Annotated in this window: 13 protein-coding genes and 1 pseudogene; all 14 read left to right on the top strand. The window is 37.9% G+C overall.

What is annotated here, in order from left to right; translation table 11 throughout:
• Positions 1-89 precede the first annotated feature (89 nt).
• The 14 genes and pseudogenes from flgF (at position 90) to CXF85_RS20415 (ending at position 18,217) form a co-directional block, all read left to right on the top strand.
• A complete protein-coding gene (gene flgF / locus CXF85_RS20355) occupies positions 90-833 on the top strand; it encodes a flagellar basal-body rod protein FlgF (protein ID WP_101230475.1) in 744 nt (247 codons plus the stop codon).
• Positions 834-903: 70 nt separating this feature from the next.
• The gene (gene flgG, locus CXF85_RS20360; protein WP_101230476.1) at positions 904-1,692 is read left to right on the top strand and encodes a flagellar basal-body rod protein FlgG; all 789 of its coding nucleotides are present in this window, start codon (positions 904-906) and stop codon (positions 1,690-1,692) included.
• 62 nt (positions 1,693-1,754) lie between these two features.
• Positions 1,755-2,495 (top strand): flagellar basal body L-ring protein FlgH, encoded by a 741-nt coding sequence (flgH, locus tag CXF85_RS20365; protein WP_101230477.1) that lies wholly within the window; start codon positions 1,755-1,757, stop codon positions 2,493-2,495.
• A gap of 117 nt (positions 2,496-2,612) precedes the next feature.
• Positions 2,613-3,704, top strand: a complete 1,092-nt coding sequence (locus CXF85_RS20370; RefSeq protein WP_101230478.1) for a flagellar basal body P-ring protein FlgI — start codon at positions 2,613-2,615, stop codon at positions 3,702-3,704.
• A 232-nt stretch (positions 3,705-3,936) separates the two neighbouring features.
• Entirely contained in the window at positions 3,937-5,088 is a 1,152-nt protein-coding gene (gene flgJ / locus CXF85_RS20375) for a flagellar assembly peptidoglycan hydrolase FlgJ (protein ID WP_101230479.1), read from the top strand.
• A gap of 201 nt (positions 5,089-5,289) precedes the next feature.
• Positions 5,290-7,272 carry a flagellar hook-associated protein FlgK gene (gene flgK / locus CXF85_RS20380; RefSeq protein ID WP_101230480.1) on the top strand — a complete coding sequence of 661 codons (1,983 nt, stop codon included), beginning with the start codon at positions 5,290-5,292 and terminating at the stop codon, positions 7,270-7,272.
• Between the two features lie 10 nt (positions 7,273-7,282).
• Entirely contained in the window at positions 7,283-8,512 is a 1,230-nt protein-coding gene (flgL, locus tag CXF85_RS20385) for a flagellar hook-associated protein FlgL (protein WP_101230481.1), read from the top strand.
• Between the two features lie 189 nt (positions 8,513-8,701).
• Positions 8,702-9,112 (top strand): annotated as a pseudogene (locus tag CXF85_RS23425) (flagellin N-terminal helical domain-containing protein); the annotation flags it as partial.
• Positions 9,113-9,700: 588 nt separating this feature from the next.
• Positions 9,701-10,132, top strand: a complete 432-nt coding sequence (locus tag CXF85_RS23430; protein WP_442871885.1) for a flagellin — start codon at positions 9,701-9,703, stop codon at positions 10,130-10,132.
• 309 nt (positions 10,133-10,441) lie between these two features.
• Positions 10,442-11,911, top strand: a complete 1,470-nt coding sequence (locus CXF85_RS20395) for a flagellin (RefSeq protein WP_101230483.1) — start codon at positions 10,442-10,444, stop codon at positions 11,909-11,911.
• A 345-nt stretch (positions 11,912-12,256) separates the two neighbouring features.
• Entirely contained in the window at positions 12,257-13,687 is a 1,431-nt protein-coding gene (locus CXF85_RS20400) for a flagellin (RefSeq protein WP_101230484.1), read from the top strand.
• 161 nt (positions 13,688-13,848) lie between these two features.
• Complete coding sequence (locus CXF85_RS20405; protein WP_101230485.1) at positions 13,849-14,268, top strand: flagellar protein FlaG; 420 nt, start codon at positions 13,849-13,851, stop codon at positions 14,266-14,268.
• A 54-nt stretch (positions 14,269-14,322) separates the two neighbouring features.
• Positions 14,323-16,059 carry a flagellar filament capping protein FliD gene (gene fliD / locus CXF85_RS20410; RefSeq protein ID WP_101230486.1) on the top strand — a complete coding sequence of 579 codons (1,737 nt, stop codon included), beginning with the start codon at positions 14,323-14,325 and terminating at the stop codon, positions 16,057-16,059.
• 112 nt (positions 16,060-16,171) lie between these two features.
• Positions 16,172-18,217 carry a motility associated factor glycosyltransferase family protein gene (locus CXF85_RS20415; RefSeq protein WP_232771287.1) on the top strand — a complete coding sequence of 682 codons (2,046 nt, stop codon included), beginning with the start codon at positions 16,172-16,174 and terminating at the stop codon, positions 18,215-18,217.
• Positions 18,218-18,357 lie beyond the last annotated feature (140 nt).

Genomic DNA, 18,357 nt, shown 5'->3' on the forward strand with positions numbered 1-18,357 from the left:
TTCACCTTCCATTAGTATAATGTTTTTATGATAGCTGGCACTCTATTTGCATTTATCCAGTATAACCTTTTATTTTTTGGAAAATCATTATGGATAAGTTGCTTTATATCGCCATGAGTGGCGCTAAACAAAACATGCAAGCCTTATCAATTAATGCCAACAATCTGGCGAATGCTAAAACGACAGGCTTTAAAGCCGATTTGGCACAAGCACGTAGTATGCAAGCATTTGGTGAAGGGCAACCTTCGCGTGTTTTTTCTATGACAGAGCGTGCCAGCCAAAATTTTGACTCTGGCTCTATTCTCCAAACAGGTCGTTCATTAGATATTGCTGTTGAAGGTGATGGTTTTTTTGCTGTACAAGCCGAAGATGGTCAAGAAGCATATACACGAGGAGGTCACCTTCGTTTAACTGAAACAGGCGCATTAGAAACGAATGATGGTGAACTCGTTATCGGTGAAGATGGGCCCATTACATTACCGCTGCCTGTTACGAATATTCAAATAAGTCGCGATGGTACCATAATGGTACGACCTGAAGGTGCACCCAATAGCGTGCAGGAAGAAGTGGGTCGTATCAAGCTGGTTAACCCAGATACACGTCTTGTTGAAAAAGGCACAGATGGTTTGTTTCGCCCTAAAAACGGCGGGCAATTCATTGCGAATGTGAATGTCAATGTGCTTGGCGGCGCACTCGAGTCAAGTAATGTTAACCCTATCAATGAAATGACAGAAATGATTGCTTTACAGCGTCAGTTTGAAATGCAATTAAAAATGATGAAAACAGCCGAAGAAATTGATACGAGCGCAGCTTCACTATTACGAGCTTTCTAGGCATTAAAAAATTTCAGGCACTATTTGTCTTTTATAAGGCAAATATCTGCCACCCAATCAGAGGTGATGTATGAATGCAGCATTATGGATTAGTAAAACTGGCTTAGATGCGCAAAATAAAGATATTGCGGTAATTTCTAATAATTTAGCAAACGCTAGTACCATTGGTTTTAAAAAAAGCAGAGCTGTTTTTGAAGATTTACTTTATCAAAACATTAATCAGCCAGGTGGACGAACTGCGCAAGATACAGAAGCGCCATCAGGTTTAATGTTAGGCGCGGGTACTAAGGTAGTAGCAACACAAAAAATTCATACGCAAGGTGACATGCTTACCACCGATAACGCTCTTGATTTAATGATTCAAGGCGAAGGTTTTTTTGAGATTTTAATGCCTGACGGTAGTTCAGCATATAGCCGTAATGGTCAGTTTACCATGGATGATGAAGGTAACATGGTCACCCCTGGTGCTGGCTATATGATTCAGCCACAAGTAACTATTCCTGAAGATGCTTTAAGTATTATTGTTTCACAAGATGGTGAAGTCTCAGTGACACTGCAAGGACAGGCTGATCCTGCCGTTGTCGGTCAAATTAACTTAATGAACTTTGTTAACCCAACGGGTCTTCAGCCGATAGGGCAAAATTTATATACAGAAACTGCAGTAAGTGGGGCTCCACAGGAAGGCGTTCCAGGTCTTGAAGGTTATGGAATGTTAGTTCAAGGCGCGTTAGAAACATCTAATGTAAATACCACAGAAGAACTAGTGAATTTAATTGAAAGTCAGCGAGTTTATGAAATGAATTCGAAGGTAATTTCAGCGGTTGATGAGATGCTCAGTTATATTAATCAGCAACTTTAATAAATTATCATAATTTTTAAAATCAGTTTAAATAAAAGTTTAAAAAATTAAGTGAGGCAGTAATGGAAAGTATATATAGGTTAAATCGACTTAAATTAAGCGGTGCTAAGCTTCGTATTGTTAAGTTACTTACCATGAGCTTACTTATTGCTGTTACTACTGCATGTAGTAATACCATCGAATTAAGTAAAGCACTACCAAACGACCCTGATTTTGCGCCGATAATGCCTGAAGAAGAAGAAGAGCGAATTGTGCCATCGGGTTCATTGTTTAAACCGCATTATGTAAATAATATTTATTCGGATTCTAAGGCGCACCGTGTTGGCGATATTATCTCCGTTATTCTGAGTGAGAAAACCCAAGCGAAGAAAAATGCTAAAACAGAATTGAAAAAAGAGAATTCAAATAACTTAGATGCAGTAACCGGTTTAGGTGGCGTGCCCGTAACGATTAATGGCGAGTCATTACAGTTTGGTATTAGCCAAGACTCAAGCTTTAAAGGCGACTCAAAAGCGGATCAAGGTAATAGCTTAAGTGGCAATATCTCAGTACACGTACTGAGAGTTCTGCCTAATGGTAATTTAATGATCCGCGGTGAAAAGTGGCTAACGTTAAACAACGGTGATGAATATATTCGTTTAACAGGTGTTATTCGTTCAAAAGACATTAATTCAAATAACACAATTGTATCTAACAAAGTTGCTAACGCGCGTATTCAATATTCAGGTACAGGGAGCTTTGCTGATTCCAATGAACAAGGTTGGTTGGTTAAGTTTTTCAGCAGCACTTGGTGGCCATTTTAGTCAACGTACATAGTAAAGAAAGTTATTCTTTGTTGTTTTAAGATCTTTGATTAAGGTCTTATATTAATGCCTTATTTAAAGGCATTGTTTTAAGGTGTTGTTTTAAGGTACCAAAATATGAAAGCTGTCATAAACACATTTATCTTTCTCTCTTTATTGGCTTCATCATCAGTTAATGCTCAACGCATTAAAGATTTAGCTGATGTTGCTGGTGTGCGATCGAACCAATTAATTGGCTATGGCTTAGTTGTAGGTTTACCTGGTACGGGTGAGCAAAGCCCATTTACCGAGCAAAGCTTTAAAACAATGTTAAGTAACTTTGGTATCACTATGCCAGAGAATTTAAAACCTAAAATTAAGAACGTTGCTGCGGTGGCTGTGCATGCAGAATTAGGCGCTTTTACTAAACCAGGGCAAACCATTGATATCACCGTTTCTAGCATGGGCAGTGCACAAAGTTTACGAGGCGGCACTTTAGTACAAACTATTTTAATGGGCATTGACGGTAATGCTTATGCGGTAGCGCAAGGATCATTAATCGTCAGTGGTTTAGGTGCTCAAGGCCTAGATGGCTCGCAAGTATTAGTGAATATTCCAACGGTTGGCCGTATATCTAATGGTGCTATTGTTGAACGCGAAGTTAAGTCACCGTTTTCAACAGGTGATCATATTACTTTTAATTTACGTCATTCTGATTTTACTACCGCGAAACGTTTGTCTGATACCATTAATGAACTTATTGAAGGCTCAGCTAAAGCACTTGATGCAACTTCAGTACGCGTGAGAGCGCCGCGTGATATTAGCGATCGAGTTAGCTTTTTATCTGTACTGGAGAACCTTGAGTTTGAACCGGCCTCCCCAGCGGCAAAGATTATTGTTAATTCACGGACCGGTACTATTGTCATAGGATCAGAAGTTACACTACTTGCCGCCGCTATTACCCACGGTGGTATCACAGTAACTATTAATGAAGTTCTCGATGTCTCACAACCTAATGCTTTTGCTGAAGGTGAAACAGTCACAACCAATCAATCAGCAATCAATATTAGTAACGCAGATGCGCGTATGTTTGTATTCAAACCAGGGGTAACACTTGAAACCCTAGTGCGAGCAATCAATGAAGTAGGCGCTGGACCGGGTGATGTTATGGCTATTTTAGAAGCATTAGATCAAGCTGGAGCAATACGTGGTGAGTTAGTCATTATCTAGTTTAACAGTTTATCTTGTCGCTGTAGGGCTCAATTTAGGCGTCAAAAGTACTCATTGACTAACGTCAACTCCGTGCTATTTCCTTTAAATTTAGTCATACAACTTAAAGCTAAACAGTTAATAGTGAAACAAGTAAGTGTTGTTCACGCCACAAAAATAATAAAAGAACAACAAAAGACAAAGTTAACTTTTTAATAAACAGTCATTCATTCTATTTTAGGTAAGTACAATTATGGATATCAATTCAAGTCTAAAACAAAATTTCGATCAAGCGCGTAATGCCCTTGATCTAAATGGCTTAAATGATATTCGTCAGCAATCGCGTGCAGGAGATGGCGAAGCCAAACAGGAAGCTTTACAAGAAGCGGCTCAACAGTTTGAAGCTATTTTTATGAAGATGCTACTGTCGAGTATGCGTAAAGCGCAAGAAGTACTTGAATCTGACAGCCCATTCAATTCTCAATCAACCAAATTCTATCGTGACATGCATGACCAACAAATGGCCGTTGAGCTATCTTCTAATGGCTCTCTTGGATTAACCGATTTAATCGTTAGGCAACTTGGCGGTGATAACGGTAATTTTAAACCAAGTTCAGTGTTGCGTAACGATGGTAATTTGACGGTAAAAGATAGTGTTAATTCGACCGATGATAAAGGTAGTAAAGCCAATAGAGACAGTCAGCATAACTCTTTAATAGAAAAAATGCTGGCGGATAAAAATCAAATAAAGCCAGATATCGATATTCCATTTTCCGGAAACTATCAAGCTAATATAAGTAATAACAATGCTTTTAATAGCGCAGCGAGTCATTTATCTAATAAAGAAATAAGCAGAGATATCGAGAAAAGAATCAGTAATACGAATACCCATTCACAAAGCGTCAATATTTCAGCACCTTTATTAGAAAAGAGCTTTAATGAACCGAAAGACTTTGTTACTGCTTTAATTGAACCAGCACAAAAAGTACAAAAGCAATTAGGTGTACCTTTTGAAGTAGTTATTGCCCAAGCCGCACTTGAAACAGGTTGGGGACAAAAAATAATCAAAGACCAAGATGGCGACAGTTCTAATAACTTATTTAATATAAAAGCTGACTCTCGTTGGGCTGGCGACAAAATTACTAAAGACACTTTAGAGTTTGAACAAGGCGCAATGATTAAGAAGTCAGAGCCCTTTAGAATGTATGAATCGTTGAGTGACAGTGTCGATGATTACATTAATTTCCTTTCTACTAGCGAACGCTACCAAGAAGCATTGCAAGATACAGGCAATGTGGAACACTTCCTGCAAGGTTTACAGAAAGCAGGTTACGCAACAGATCCTCAATATGCTGACAAAATCTTAGGCACGTTGAAAACTGTTACGAACCTTTTAGCTAAATAAATAGCCAAGAAAATCGGCTAAGTAAACCAGCTCAGTAAATTATTTTAGTCAGTTATCTGAGTACATTAGGGAAGGGTTACGCCTCAAAGCGAAAATATAGTCTTTATCGCTGCAACCTTTCAGAAACATTATTTATAGTAAGCATACCGCCGAACAACAGTTGATTGCTTACCCGTATGCTTTGATATCGGAGACAATATTATGTCAGTGAGTTTGTACCAAACAGGTGTGAGTGGCTTATTAGCTGCTCAACAGCAACTGGCGACAACGGGTCATAATATTGCCAACGTCAATACTGATGGTTATAACCGCCAACGTGCGGATCAAAATGCTTCTATGGGCCAGGTGAGCGGTTCAAACTATATTGGTACAGGCACCTACATTCAAGATATCACCCGTTTGTATGACCAGTTCTCCCATAAAGAACAATTACTTAATCAAAGTAACTTAGGCAACGCAGATTCATTACAAGCACGTTTAACGCAACTTGATCAAGTCATGAGCACTTCAGGAAATGCCGTTGTTGGCTCTTTAGATAATTTTTATCAAGCACTTAATGGTATCGCAGATAACCCAAATGATTCTGGTTTGCGCAGCATAGTACTTAACCAAGCTAGTATTCTAAGTAATGACTTTAATGAGTTAACAAGCAACTTTGACAACATGACAAAGGCCGTTAATGGAGAGATAGGTCAAGTTGCCAATAGAATTTCCGAAATATCCCATGAGATTGCTAACCTTAACAAAAATATCATGCATTCACAGAGCCCATCTCAAGGAGGGCAACCTAATGACCTACTTGATAAGCGCGACCAACTGATTGGTGAGTTGAGTAAGTTTACTCGAGTAACCACAATAACAGATGATAACAACCTTATGACGGTTATGATTGGACAAGGTACCACGCTAGTTGCGGGTATTACACCAATGACATTACAAGTAAGCTCTGGAGACCCTGATGCACAAAAAACACAACTTAGCCTGGTAAGTAACAATAGTAGTGTTGCGTTAAATTCTTCTACTTTAGGCGGTTCATTGGCGGCTAATTTCGAATTTAGAGATGAACACTTAACACAAACACGATATGAAATTGACCGCTTAGCTATGGCAATATCATCCACCTTAAATGATAGTCAGGCCAACGGATTAGATCTTAATCAACAACAAGGTGTTAATATTTTTACCGATATTAATACTACCCAATTACAACAAGGCAGGGTGTTAGCACATTCAGGTAATAGCGTTAATACACAGGCACAAGTTGCTATTACTGATGTATCAAAGCTAACTACCGATGAATTTGAAGTACGTTTTGATGGTACAGATTATCAAATGACTAACCTCACCAACCCGTCAGCAGTGCCAATAACGTTAGTTGCACTAGGTGGCGGTGTTTTTGATTCAACTTTAGGCTTTAATTTTGTTGAAACAGGTGTAGCACCAGCTTCAGGTGATACCTTTACTGTCATACCAACTAAAAATAGTGCTGCGTTGATGCAAAGAACATTATCTGACGGTAATGCGATTGCGGCGAGTTCGGCTGCGGCCGTGACACCCTCAACTAATAATATTAGCGATGGTCAGGTAGAAATTTCCAATGTAATTAACCCCGTTGCCGCTAGAGGTTATGATGTTACGGTTGATGTTTATGAGAGTGCTCCTGGTACCTTTAGTTACCGTGTATATAATACGACGACACCACCACCAGCTCCATCGCTTGCTACGGGAACTTATCCTGCAGGTGGTAGTGTTTCAGTCGATATCCCCGCGGGCACCCCTGACTTTCAAATTGAGATAAAAGGTGATCTTGTTGGCACAGGTACTAATGCCCGTGAAACTTTTACCATTGGCGATGCCTTCGGCGTTGGTAATAGCAGTAACGCTGTTGTTATGGCAAAGACACAAGAAGTTGGTGTGACCAACGGCGGAAAAGAGACCTTTAATAAAAGCCTTGCGGTATCAACATCAGTGGTTGGTTCAAAAGCAAGTAATGCTGATTTAACCGCCGACACAGCACAGGCCTTATTTACCCAAGCTTATAATCGCAATCAATCGACATCAGGCGTTAATTTGGATGAAGAAGCTGCGAATTTATTGAAATATCAACAAGCTTATCAGGCGGCTTCGCAAATAATCTCAACCGCCAATACTCTTTTTGACACCATCTTAGCAGCGGTGAGATAAGGAATTTATTATGCGCGTATCAACAGCTCAATTTTACTTACAAAGCTCTCAACAAATGAGCAGCAAAAGTGCTGATGTAAATGAACGAATGGCTTATCTAACCAGTGGCAAACGAGTACTAACAGCTAAAGATGATGCGGTATCTTTTGGCACCTTAGCTGGCTATAAAAATGATTTAGCTAATATCGAAAAATATAAACGTAATATTGATCGAGCAGAAAGTCACAATAATCTGCAAGAGGTTGTTTTTGCAGATGCAGAAATGATTTTAGATAAGATTAAACAGGACATGTTACTTGCCAATAACGGGCGTATGTCCAGTGAAGATCTACAAACTTTAGCTGATCAAATCAGGAATAGTTTTGATCAATTACTTGATATTGGCAACACACAAAATGAAAATGGTGATTACATTTTTTCTGGTTATCAAACAGAGTTACAGCCTTTTAGTCAACAAACTGACGGCTCTGTTGCTTACAGTGGTGATACCGGGGTAAATGAAATACAAGTAGCTAAAAACATTAAAATTGCCACTAACCAAACAGGTGACGCCGCTTTTTTAAATGTTGCCAATGCTATTGGTGATTTTAGCGTCAATTATCCCTCTATTATCCCAGTTAATACCTCAGGTGTAGCGGTGGAAAGTGCCAATGTAACCGATAGAAACGCCTACAACGTCAGTTCAGGGCCTTTTACTTTTGCTACAGACCCAATAACTAATGATTTAACGGTTACCGATAGCACGCTTACGGTAGTATTTCCGGTATTTCCAGCAGCCCCTGTACCTTATGTGGCAGGGCAAACAATTTCCTTTGAGGGGGTTGATGTTACTTTAAGCGGCAACCCATTGCCGGGTGAAAGTTTTGTAATCAGCGAACAAGAAGAAATAAGTATTTTTGAAACGGTAAACAGTGCTATCGCTTGGATGGAACAAGGCACGGTATCGGTTAATCATGAGCAACATCAGGTTGATTACAACACCCTTCTTACGCAAATTAATTCGACTATGAGTCATATTACTTCAAGGCGAGTAGATTCAGGTATTCGATTGCAAGTCCTTGATAATCAAACAAATAGACACCTAGACACTGAGTTAGCGGTAAGTTCTAACAAAGGTAAAATTGAAGATTTAGATTTTGCCAAAGCCATCTCAGAGTTTGAGCAAGCAAAAATAGCGCTACAAGCCTCACAACAAGCGTTCAGTAAAGTACAGGGCTTAACACTATTCAATTATATTTAAATATTTAATGGCTATTTACTAAAGTGGCATTATTTATGCTTTGATAACGGTTAGTAACATAAAAAAATGTAAAGTAACGCGAAGTAACTGTCGGTGTATACATTAACCCAGTAATTTTTTATCAATAAAGTAAAGAGGCTTGCTGAACAAGCTTCTAATAAATAATATCAATACATTAGGAGTTTTATCATGGCTTTATCAGTAGTAACAAATACCTCGTCATTAAACGCACAGCGTAATTTAACTAAGTCTGGTGAAGGCTTAGCCACTTCAATGCAACGTTTGTCATCCGGTATGCGAATTAACAGCGCGAAAGATGATGCCGCGGGTATGCAAATAGCTAACCGTTTAACCTCACAAATAAATGGTTTAGGCGTAGCACAACGTAATGCTAATGACGGTATTTCAATGGCGCAAACAGCTGAAGGCGCGATGCAAGAATCTTCAAATATCTTACAGCGTATGCGTGATTTATCATTGCAGTCAGCCAACGGGTCTAATGGCGCCGAAGATAGAGCTGCTCTTCAAAAAGAAGTAGGTGCATTACAGCAAGAGTTAACACGTATTGCTGAAACCACTAAGTTTGGTGCGACTAGTTTACTTGATGGTAGTTTTGGTACTAAACAGTTTCAAATTGGTGCCAATGCTAACGAAACGATTAATGTTACTTTAGGTAATATGTCAGCAGATGCTATTGGTGCTCATGAAATTATGGGTGCAGGTTCTTCAACAACTGCTGCTTTAGGTGATGTTGAAACGGTTGCTTTGGCGACTAACTTAAACATTACTGGTGATACCTTAAATATTAATGGTGACAGTTTGACTGTTTCAGCGAATGTTGGTGCAGCAGCTATTGCTGACCAAATTAATGAGTTAGGTAACGGTGTGGTCGCTGAAGCAAAATTAAGTACGACGATTGCAGGTATTACATCTTCAAGTACAAGTGTACTTGAAATGGAAAAAGGAGGTGTTATTGTTGATCAATTTGACTTAGCAACCTACGGTGGTGATATGGGACGTTTAGCGGAAGATATGCAAGCTAAAGGTTACGATGCCGTATTCGATGGTACAAGCAGTATTTCGTTTAATGCGACAGATATTGATGGTATTGACGTAACAGGTGCAGGTGATACAAGTGCCTTTACAGTTGGTGGTCAAGCCGTAGCTAGTACAACGGGCTCTTTAAGTATGTCATCTCAACTTGACTTATCTTCATCCAATAAAATAGGTATTTCGGGTACAAATGTTGATGAAATACTAGGGGGAACTGTCGCTTCTACTGGTGGTGCAAGTGCATTAACATCCGTTGAAGCTATTGATATTTCAGGAGCTGATTCAGCAGGAGCACAGTCAGCGTTGAAAACTATTGATGCGGCTTTAGCTCAAATAGACTCATCAAGAGCCGGATTGGGTGCAGTCCAAAACCGCTTTAGTCATACTATCAGTAATTTAGCCAATATATCTGAAAATGTATCTTCTTCACGAAGTCGGATTCAAGATACCGATTTTGCCTCTGAAACGGCAAATATGACTAAAAACCAGATATTGCAACAAGCGGGAACGTCAATCCTGTCACAAGCAAATCAAATACCTCAAGCGGCAATTAGTTTGTTAGGTTAGAAAAGTAGTTAAAATACTTATTAAACTATGATCACTTTTTGATAATAGAATAAGTTGATAAATAGGAAGCCTAATGGCTTCCTTTTTTATGCTACGAGTTTGATGATTTAAGCCTCTTATTAATCCATACGTGACTCTATGTCAAAAGTTTGACTAAAAAACAATCAATGTAATGCAAAGTATATTGACGTTATAAGTTGTTGTTTTTGTTTGTTATTGTAATGTTGGCTTGTTTTTTGATTGTATATAAATATAAGAGGAGGCTTTACGTTTAAATAAGCTTCTAGATATGTAAATTAGGAGATTATTATGGCTTTATCAGTTATTACCAATGCATCATCGCTTAATGCGCAACGAAATCTAACCAAATCAGGTGAAGGTTTAGCAACCTCCATGCAGCGTTTATCTTCAGGTATGCGAATAAATAGTGCTAAAGATGATGCTGCAGGCATGCAAATAGCGAACAGGTTAACTTCGCAAATTAATGGCTTAGCAGTAGCTCAACGAAATGCCAATGATGGTATATCAATGGCACAAACCGCTGAAGGTGCCATGCAAGAGTCTTCAAATATCCTACAACGTATGCGTGATCTATCACTACAATCAGCTAATGGCTCAAATTCAGCGGAAGATCGCTCAGCATTACAAAAAGAGATGGGAGCTCTCCAACAAGAATTAACACGTATATCTGAAACCACAAAGTTTGGCGCGACCAGTTTACTTGATGGTAGCTTTGGTACTAAGCAGTTTCAAGTAGGTGCTAATGCAAATGAAACTATTAATGTTAGTTTAGGTAACATGGCAGCAGATGCTATTGGTGCTCATCAAATTCAGGGTGGGGGAACTGCAGCTTCTTCAACGAGTATTGGTGATGTTGAGCAAGTTACTTTAGCTACCAATATGGGGACGACAGGAGATACTTGGAGTATTAATGGTACTTCAGTTACTTATGCTAATAGTGATGGAGCCTCGACTATTGCAAAAAATATAAATAGTGTTTCTACGGGAGTGAGTGCTGAGGCTGTATTATCTACGCGTATTCAAGGTTTGTCTGCCTCAGACGCTGGTACTTTTAATATTTATAAAGAGGGAGTCATCGAAGATACTTTTTCACTAAGTTCTTTCGGTGGAGATATGGAGCGGTTAGCTGAAGAGCTACAATCTGCGGGTTATAATGCCGTTTTCGATAAAAACTTAAACTCGGGAGCTGGTGGCATAGATGTTGTAGCAAAAGATATTGATGGGTTTGAAGTTACACTTTCCCCAGCAGGTACTGTTCAGATGGGACCTGTAGGTGGATTACTCACTTCAGGAGCTGGTCCTTTATCCCACTCAGCAGAATTGCAATTAACTTCCGCTGAAAAAATTGGTATTTCAGGGACAACAGTAAATGAAATACTAGGTCAAGGCTTTGGGGGTAGTAATATTGCCGCATCAGGAGGGGGAAGTGCGTTAAACTCAGTTGAATCAATCGATATTTCAGGTGCCACAGCTGCTAACTCTCAATCAGCAATTGAAGTAATTGATGCCGCATTGGCACAGATTGACTCAAGTCGAGCAGGTTTAGGGGCGGTACAAAACCGTTTTACGCACACCATTAGTAATTTAGCAAATGTACAAGAAAACGTTTCATCGTCTCGTAGCCGAATTCAAGATACTGATTTTGCAAAAGAAACAGCTGTAATGACTAAGAATCAAATATTACAACAAGCAGGTACAAGTATTTTGTCACAAGCTAATCAGATTCCTCAAGCTGCTATTAGTTTATTAGGCGGCTAAGAGAAATAAGTTAATAAATTAGAGAAAAATACCTATTTTAAGGCTAAGCAGTTAATGTTTAGCCTTTTTTAGTAGTTAATAGAGTTACATTTTAATTTAATGTAACTTATTGAACTATATGTAGTATTGTTATTTTTTGAGCGTAAAATTGATATGTTAGGCTCTAGCTTTAATGTTTTTTACAAAAAACATTAAAGTTAATTTTTACCCTGCCGTTAAGGTGATTAGAATGGAGCTGCTTTGATAAATTTATTGGTATCTTTACCGATAACCTTATCGCTTAATTAACGGCTTCTGGTTAATACAACTAACTAAATAATTACATTTTGTAATCAGGAGTTTATCATGGCTTTATCAGTAATAACGAATACTTCATCACTTAATGCTCAACGTAACTTAAGTAAATCAAGTGAAGGTTTACAAACTTCAATGCAGCGCTTGTCATCAGGTATGCGTATTAATAGTGCCAAAGATGATGCCGCAGGTTTGCAAATTGCAAACAGACTTACATCACAAATAAATGGTTTAGGTGTAGCTCAACGAAACGCTAACGATGGTATTTCAATGGCGCAAACGGCTGAAGGCGCGATGCAAGAATCATCAAATATCTTACAACGTATGCGTGATTTGTCATTGCAATCATCTAACGGGTCAAACTCTGCAGATGACCGTGCAGCCTTACAAAAAGAAGTAGGTGCATTACAGCAAGAGTTAACACGTATTGCTGAAACCACTAAATTCGGCGCGACTAGTTTACTTGATGGTGATTTTGGTACTAAACAGTTCCAAGTAGGTGCCAATGCGAATGAAACAATTAATGTTACTTTAGGCGACATGTCTGCTGATGCAATCGGGGCACATGAAATTACAGGTGCAGGCACTTCAACAACTGCAGCTTTAGGTGATGTTGAAACGGTTGCTTTGGCGACTAACTTAAACATTACGGGTGATACCTTAAATATTAATGGTGACAGTTTGACTGTTGCAGCGAATGCTGGTGCAGCAGCTATTGCTGACCAGATTAACGATTTAGGTAACGGTGTGGTCGCTGAAGCAAAATTAAGTACGACGATTACAGGTGTTACATCTTCAAGTACAAGTGTACTTGAAATGGAAAAAGGAGGTGCCATTGTTGATCAATTTGACTTAGCAACCTACGGTGGTGATATGGGACGTTTAGCGGAAGATATGCAAGCTAAAGGTTACGATGCCGTATTCGATGGTACAAGCACTATTACGTTTAATGCGACAGATATTGATGGGATTGATGTAACAGGTGCAGGTGATACAAGTGCCTTTACAGTTGGTGGTCAAGCCGTAGCTAGTACAACGGGATCTTTAAGTATATCATCTCAACTTGACTTATCTTCATCCAATAAAATAGGTATTTCGGGAACAAATGTAGATGAAATACTTGGTGGTACTGTAGCTTCTACGGGTGGTTCAAGTGCACTAACCTCTATTGAGTCAGTTGATATTTCTGGGTCTGATTCATCAGGTGCACAGTCAGCGTTGAAAACTATCGATGCCGCACTGGCGCAAATTGATTCACAACGTGCAGATTTAGGTGCGGTTCAAAACCGCTTTAGTCATACCGTTAGTAATTTAGCCAATATATCTGAAAATGTATCTTCTTCACGAAGTCGTATTCAAGATACTGACTTTGCTTCTGAAACCGCGCAAATGACTAAGAACCAAATATTACAACAAGCAGGTACGTCAATTTTGGCTCAATCTAACCAGTTACCTCAAGCTGCATTAAGCCTAATCGGTTAATATAGTGTAGGTTCAGGTTCAACCTAAATGACGAAAAAGGAAGGAGCCTATACTCCTTCCTTTTTGTGTTTTGATAAACAGGCCACGATAATTTATACTGATAATAGTACAGCTTACTTCAGTGTAAAAGTACGTGGTGGAATTTAAACAAGGAGCATGCCATGAGTGTTATCCAAAATGGTACTGACTTAGGCTTAGCGTCTGAATATAAACGTGCTGGTGATACAATTACAAGTAATATTACTGTGGATAAAAGTGAGCAGAAAGTTGTCACTGAGGCTTTAATTACAAGTAAACAAGATAAAATAGGCGCTATCCAAAAATCAGCGGAAGAAGTTACCAATAATCAACCCCTAACGACTAAACAGTTAGAGAAAGTGGCTCAACAATTGCAGGATTTTGTTGGTGATTTAAATCGAAATATCGAGTTTTCAGTGGATGAAGATTCTGGCCGCGACGTTATTAAAGTAACAGATAGAGACACGGGCGATTTACTTAAACAATACCCCTCAGAAGAAGTGTTAACCTTAGTGTCTAAATTATCAGATATGGTTGGTGGTTTTGTTGATGCTAAAGTTTAGATAAGTTAGATTTAATTAAGAATATTATCAACGTTATAGGTTAAGGAGACTCTCATGGCAAGTATTTCATTTACAGGTATTGGTTCTGGCTTACAAGTTAGTGAGATTGTTGAAGCTATCGTTAATGCTGAAAAAATTCCTTATGAGTCTCGAGTCAATCGTCAACAAGGCGCTTTTACTACCGATATTTCGGCTGTTGGAGCTTTAAAATCTGCATTAGAAGCAGTAACCGAATCTTTTGAAACCTTAGGGGATATTGAACAATACCAACAACGAACCGCCACTGGTCGTGATGATTTCATAGGTCTTAGCTCAGATAAAGCAGCAGAAATTGGTAATTACTCTATTGAAGTTACAGCCTTAGCCAGTGCTCATAAATTAATGTCTGGTGCTATAGCTGATACTGAAGCCGTAGGCGAAGGTACATTAACGATTGAGTCTGGTACTAATAATTTTGATATCAGTGTTTCAGCTACTGCAACCTTGAGTGAAATTCGTGATGCCATTAATGATAGTGCTGATAACGACTCTGTAGCAGCAACTATTATTACCGATGCTTCTGGGCAGCATTTAGTACTAAACAGTAAAGAAACCGGCCTTGCTAATGCCATTACTGTTAATGTGGATGACATCGATTTAAATAATGGTGACGCATCTGGTTTATCTCGCTTAGCTTCTGACGCTACTAATAAGCTTAGATCAACTAATGGTTTTACTTCATCAGAGACAGTGGGATCAGGAACGTTAACATTTAACTCTGATGATAATGACTTTACTGTGAGTATTGCCGCAACAGATACCTTGTCTGACATTATGGAAACTATTAATAGTAATAGTATTAACGACTCTATAAAAGCAAGTATTGTTAATGACGGTACTAGTGATCATTTAGTCTTTAGTAGTATAGAGTCAGGTGCAGCACACGCAATTACGGTTACTGCTACAGATGACGATACAAATAATGTAGATGGCTTGGGTATTTCTCAATTTACTACTGCTAATATGACCGCAAGTACTAATGTTGAAAACATGGTTGAAACAGGTAAAGCGGAAGATGCCTCAATTATGATTGATGGCACTATTTCAGCGACCAGTAGTACTAATGAGTTTAAAGGTGTTATTGACGGTATCGATATTACCGTTAATAAAATGCATGGTGTTGATGATGATATTAGTAAAATATCCATCGCTGAAAACAACAATAATGTTGCTTCGGGAATCAATACATTCATTACTAGCTTTAATGCTTTGGTAGACTTAAGTCAACAATTAGGTAAATCAGGTGAAGATGGTGCGGGTGTTTTAGCGGGTGACTCCATGCTTCGCGGTGTAATGGCAAAACTTAGAGGTCAATTTAATAAAGAATTTGATGCAGGTAATGGCAATACTCTCACTTTATCTCAGTTAGGTGTACGTACAGAGCGAGATGGAAAGCTAAGTTTTGAGAAAAGTACGCTTGATGATTTACTTGAAGAATCACCTGACTCTATCCAAACCTTTTTTCTCGGTGCTAACGATGATAATGGCTTTGTAAATGACATGAATACGTTTGTTGGATTTTATACTGATAGTGATGGTGTAATTCAGCAGCGTATTGATGGAAAGAATAACCAAATAGACAGATTAAGTAGCGATCTTGAAAGTTTTAAGGAAAAAATGGCTTCGTTAGAGGCAAGGTTATTCGCGCAATATAATGCTATGGATTTGATGGTCTCCCAAATGAACTCAACCAGCTCCTATTTAATGTCCCAGTTAGATAATATGCCAGGCGTTGTTAGAAAATCTAAATAAATAAAATAATATATGTTTTTTACCTTTAGTTCTGGCGTGATTTTTGCTTCGTGTTATGTTTAGATTGATATAAATAACATTATATTATTTGCTGCTTATTTAGGATAATCCATTGAATACTCAAAATACTACGACGCAAGATAATTCTCTTCAAATTATGCTATTACAGGCAACATTGCTAGCCAACTTAGATGCACTAAAAGTCTATATCCCTAATATATATGATACCTTTAAAGATTACTCTCCAGAAAGCTCTGGTGTGGTTTTTGATGAGCAAGGTCATATTAACTTAGCCAACAATGGTGAGTATGTTTACTCCACCGAAGCTAAAAAATTCTCTCAACAACAGGTCAAATTGTTTGTTGAAAATCCAACAATGTTTACTTTTAATCTAGGGCATCAAGAAGATAAAGATATCTGTTTTGAACATGCTCGGTTGTTAAAAGAAATAAGGACAAAAAGAGAAGCAGAGGCTGGCAATAACAATAAACCAATTGAAGAACCGCAATTGGATATGCTCTGCATGGTCGGCTCAGGGTTAGGTTATCAAATTGAAGCGTTATTTGAACAAAAAAAAATCATCAATTTTTTGTTATGTGAACCATCTAAAGATATTTTTTATGCGATGTTACATTGCATTGAACTAAAGCCAATAATTGAAAGCTGCCAAGCCCTTGGAGGGAGGTTCTCTGTTCGAATAGGTGGAAGTGCTTCTGGTATGATAAATTCGGTTTCTGAGATGTTGCACCAACAAGGTCACTTTAATTTAAGTCGTTTGTTTTTTTATCGTCATTACATAAGTGATACTAGTGATGAGCTCCTTCAGCTTTTTAAAGATATTGGCTATCGTTGGTCGTCAGGCTGGGGGTTCATGGAGGATGAAATTATAGGTATCACCCATACGCTAAGTAATATTCAAGCAGGGTTTGAAATTTGTAAGAATAAAGAAATTTTTGAAAATAAGATATCGACAAAACCTGTGTTTATTGCTGGTAATGGACCATCTTTAGATGAATCTATTGAATATTTAAAAAAAAATCAAGATAGGCTTATTATAGTTAGTGCTGGTACATCGCTTAAAGCTCTGTTAAAAAATGACATTAAGCCAGATATTCATTTTGAGATGGAAAGAACACTTCGTACTATGCCTTACCTTGAAGTCATAGAAAAGCAACAAAAAAACAGTAATATTCAATTAAGTGATATACAAGTCATAGCGTTAAATACTGTTGCTACCCAGGTACTAAATAAGTTTAAAACCCCTTTGTTATTAACTAAACGCTTTGATGGCGGTGGCCAACTTATTCAAAAGGCTGATAAACTAGAACGCCATGTTGCGCCTGAGTACTGTAATCCTACTGTATCAAACACTGCGCTAGTAACGTTATTATCTCTTGGTTTTAAAAATATTTACTTAGCAGGAACCGATTTTGGTTATTTGTGTGAAAGTCATCACCACTCTAAAGATAGCATCTATTATGATGAGGATTATTTTGCTAAAGAGAGGGTAGAAAGAGGTATTAATAAAGATAAAAAAGTTAAAGGCAACTTTACTGATTTTGTATACACTACTGACATATTTGATTCATCAAGAGGAAATGTTGAATTAGCGCTACAAGAGCAGGTAGAAAAATATAATCAACTCGATACTAAGGTTTATAATTGTTCTAATGGTGCATTTATTCGTTTTACTGAGCCTAAGAGTGTTTCAGATTTACCCGTATTCAAATCTTTTACAGATAAAGTAGAATGTTTAGATGTTTTATTAACAGAAGCGTTTGAAAATAAACAGTTCACTAGAAAGAAACTGGATAAATCTATTTCAAATTCTTTTGCTGAAGTTAAATTGATTTTAGATCAGCTGATGAAATTCACGAATAAAGAAATGCAATCTAGAGAAGAGTTATCACAAGCTTTTCATTTGCAAAATGCACTATTAATGAAACTTAAGAGCAGAAAGGAATATCAGGTTACTTATTGGATTATTCAAGGCACATTTAGATATTTTCAAGCCTATATCATGACCAATACCTATTACTATGATGATTTAAATGAGAGGAATAAGTTTATTAATTATTGTTTATCTGCTTTTAGAAAACATATAAAACAAAGATATAGTGAGCTTTTGCATGCATATAATAAACCTTCGAAAGCGTAGTTTATAGGGAAAATATTATTTTAACTAGATAGTTTTCCACGTGATAAAGCAAATAGAGTTTTATCACATGTTATATTTTTATCTCGGATACTTTATTTGAACATTTAGTATTTATTTACTTTTTACACTTATTCCCATTA

The organism is Colwellia sp. 75C3 (genome assembly GCF_002836255.1).
Taxonomy (GTDB): domain Bacteria; phylum Pseudomonadota; class Gammaproteobacteria; order Enterobacterales; family Alteromonadaceae; genus Colwellia.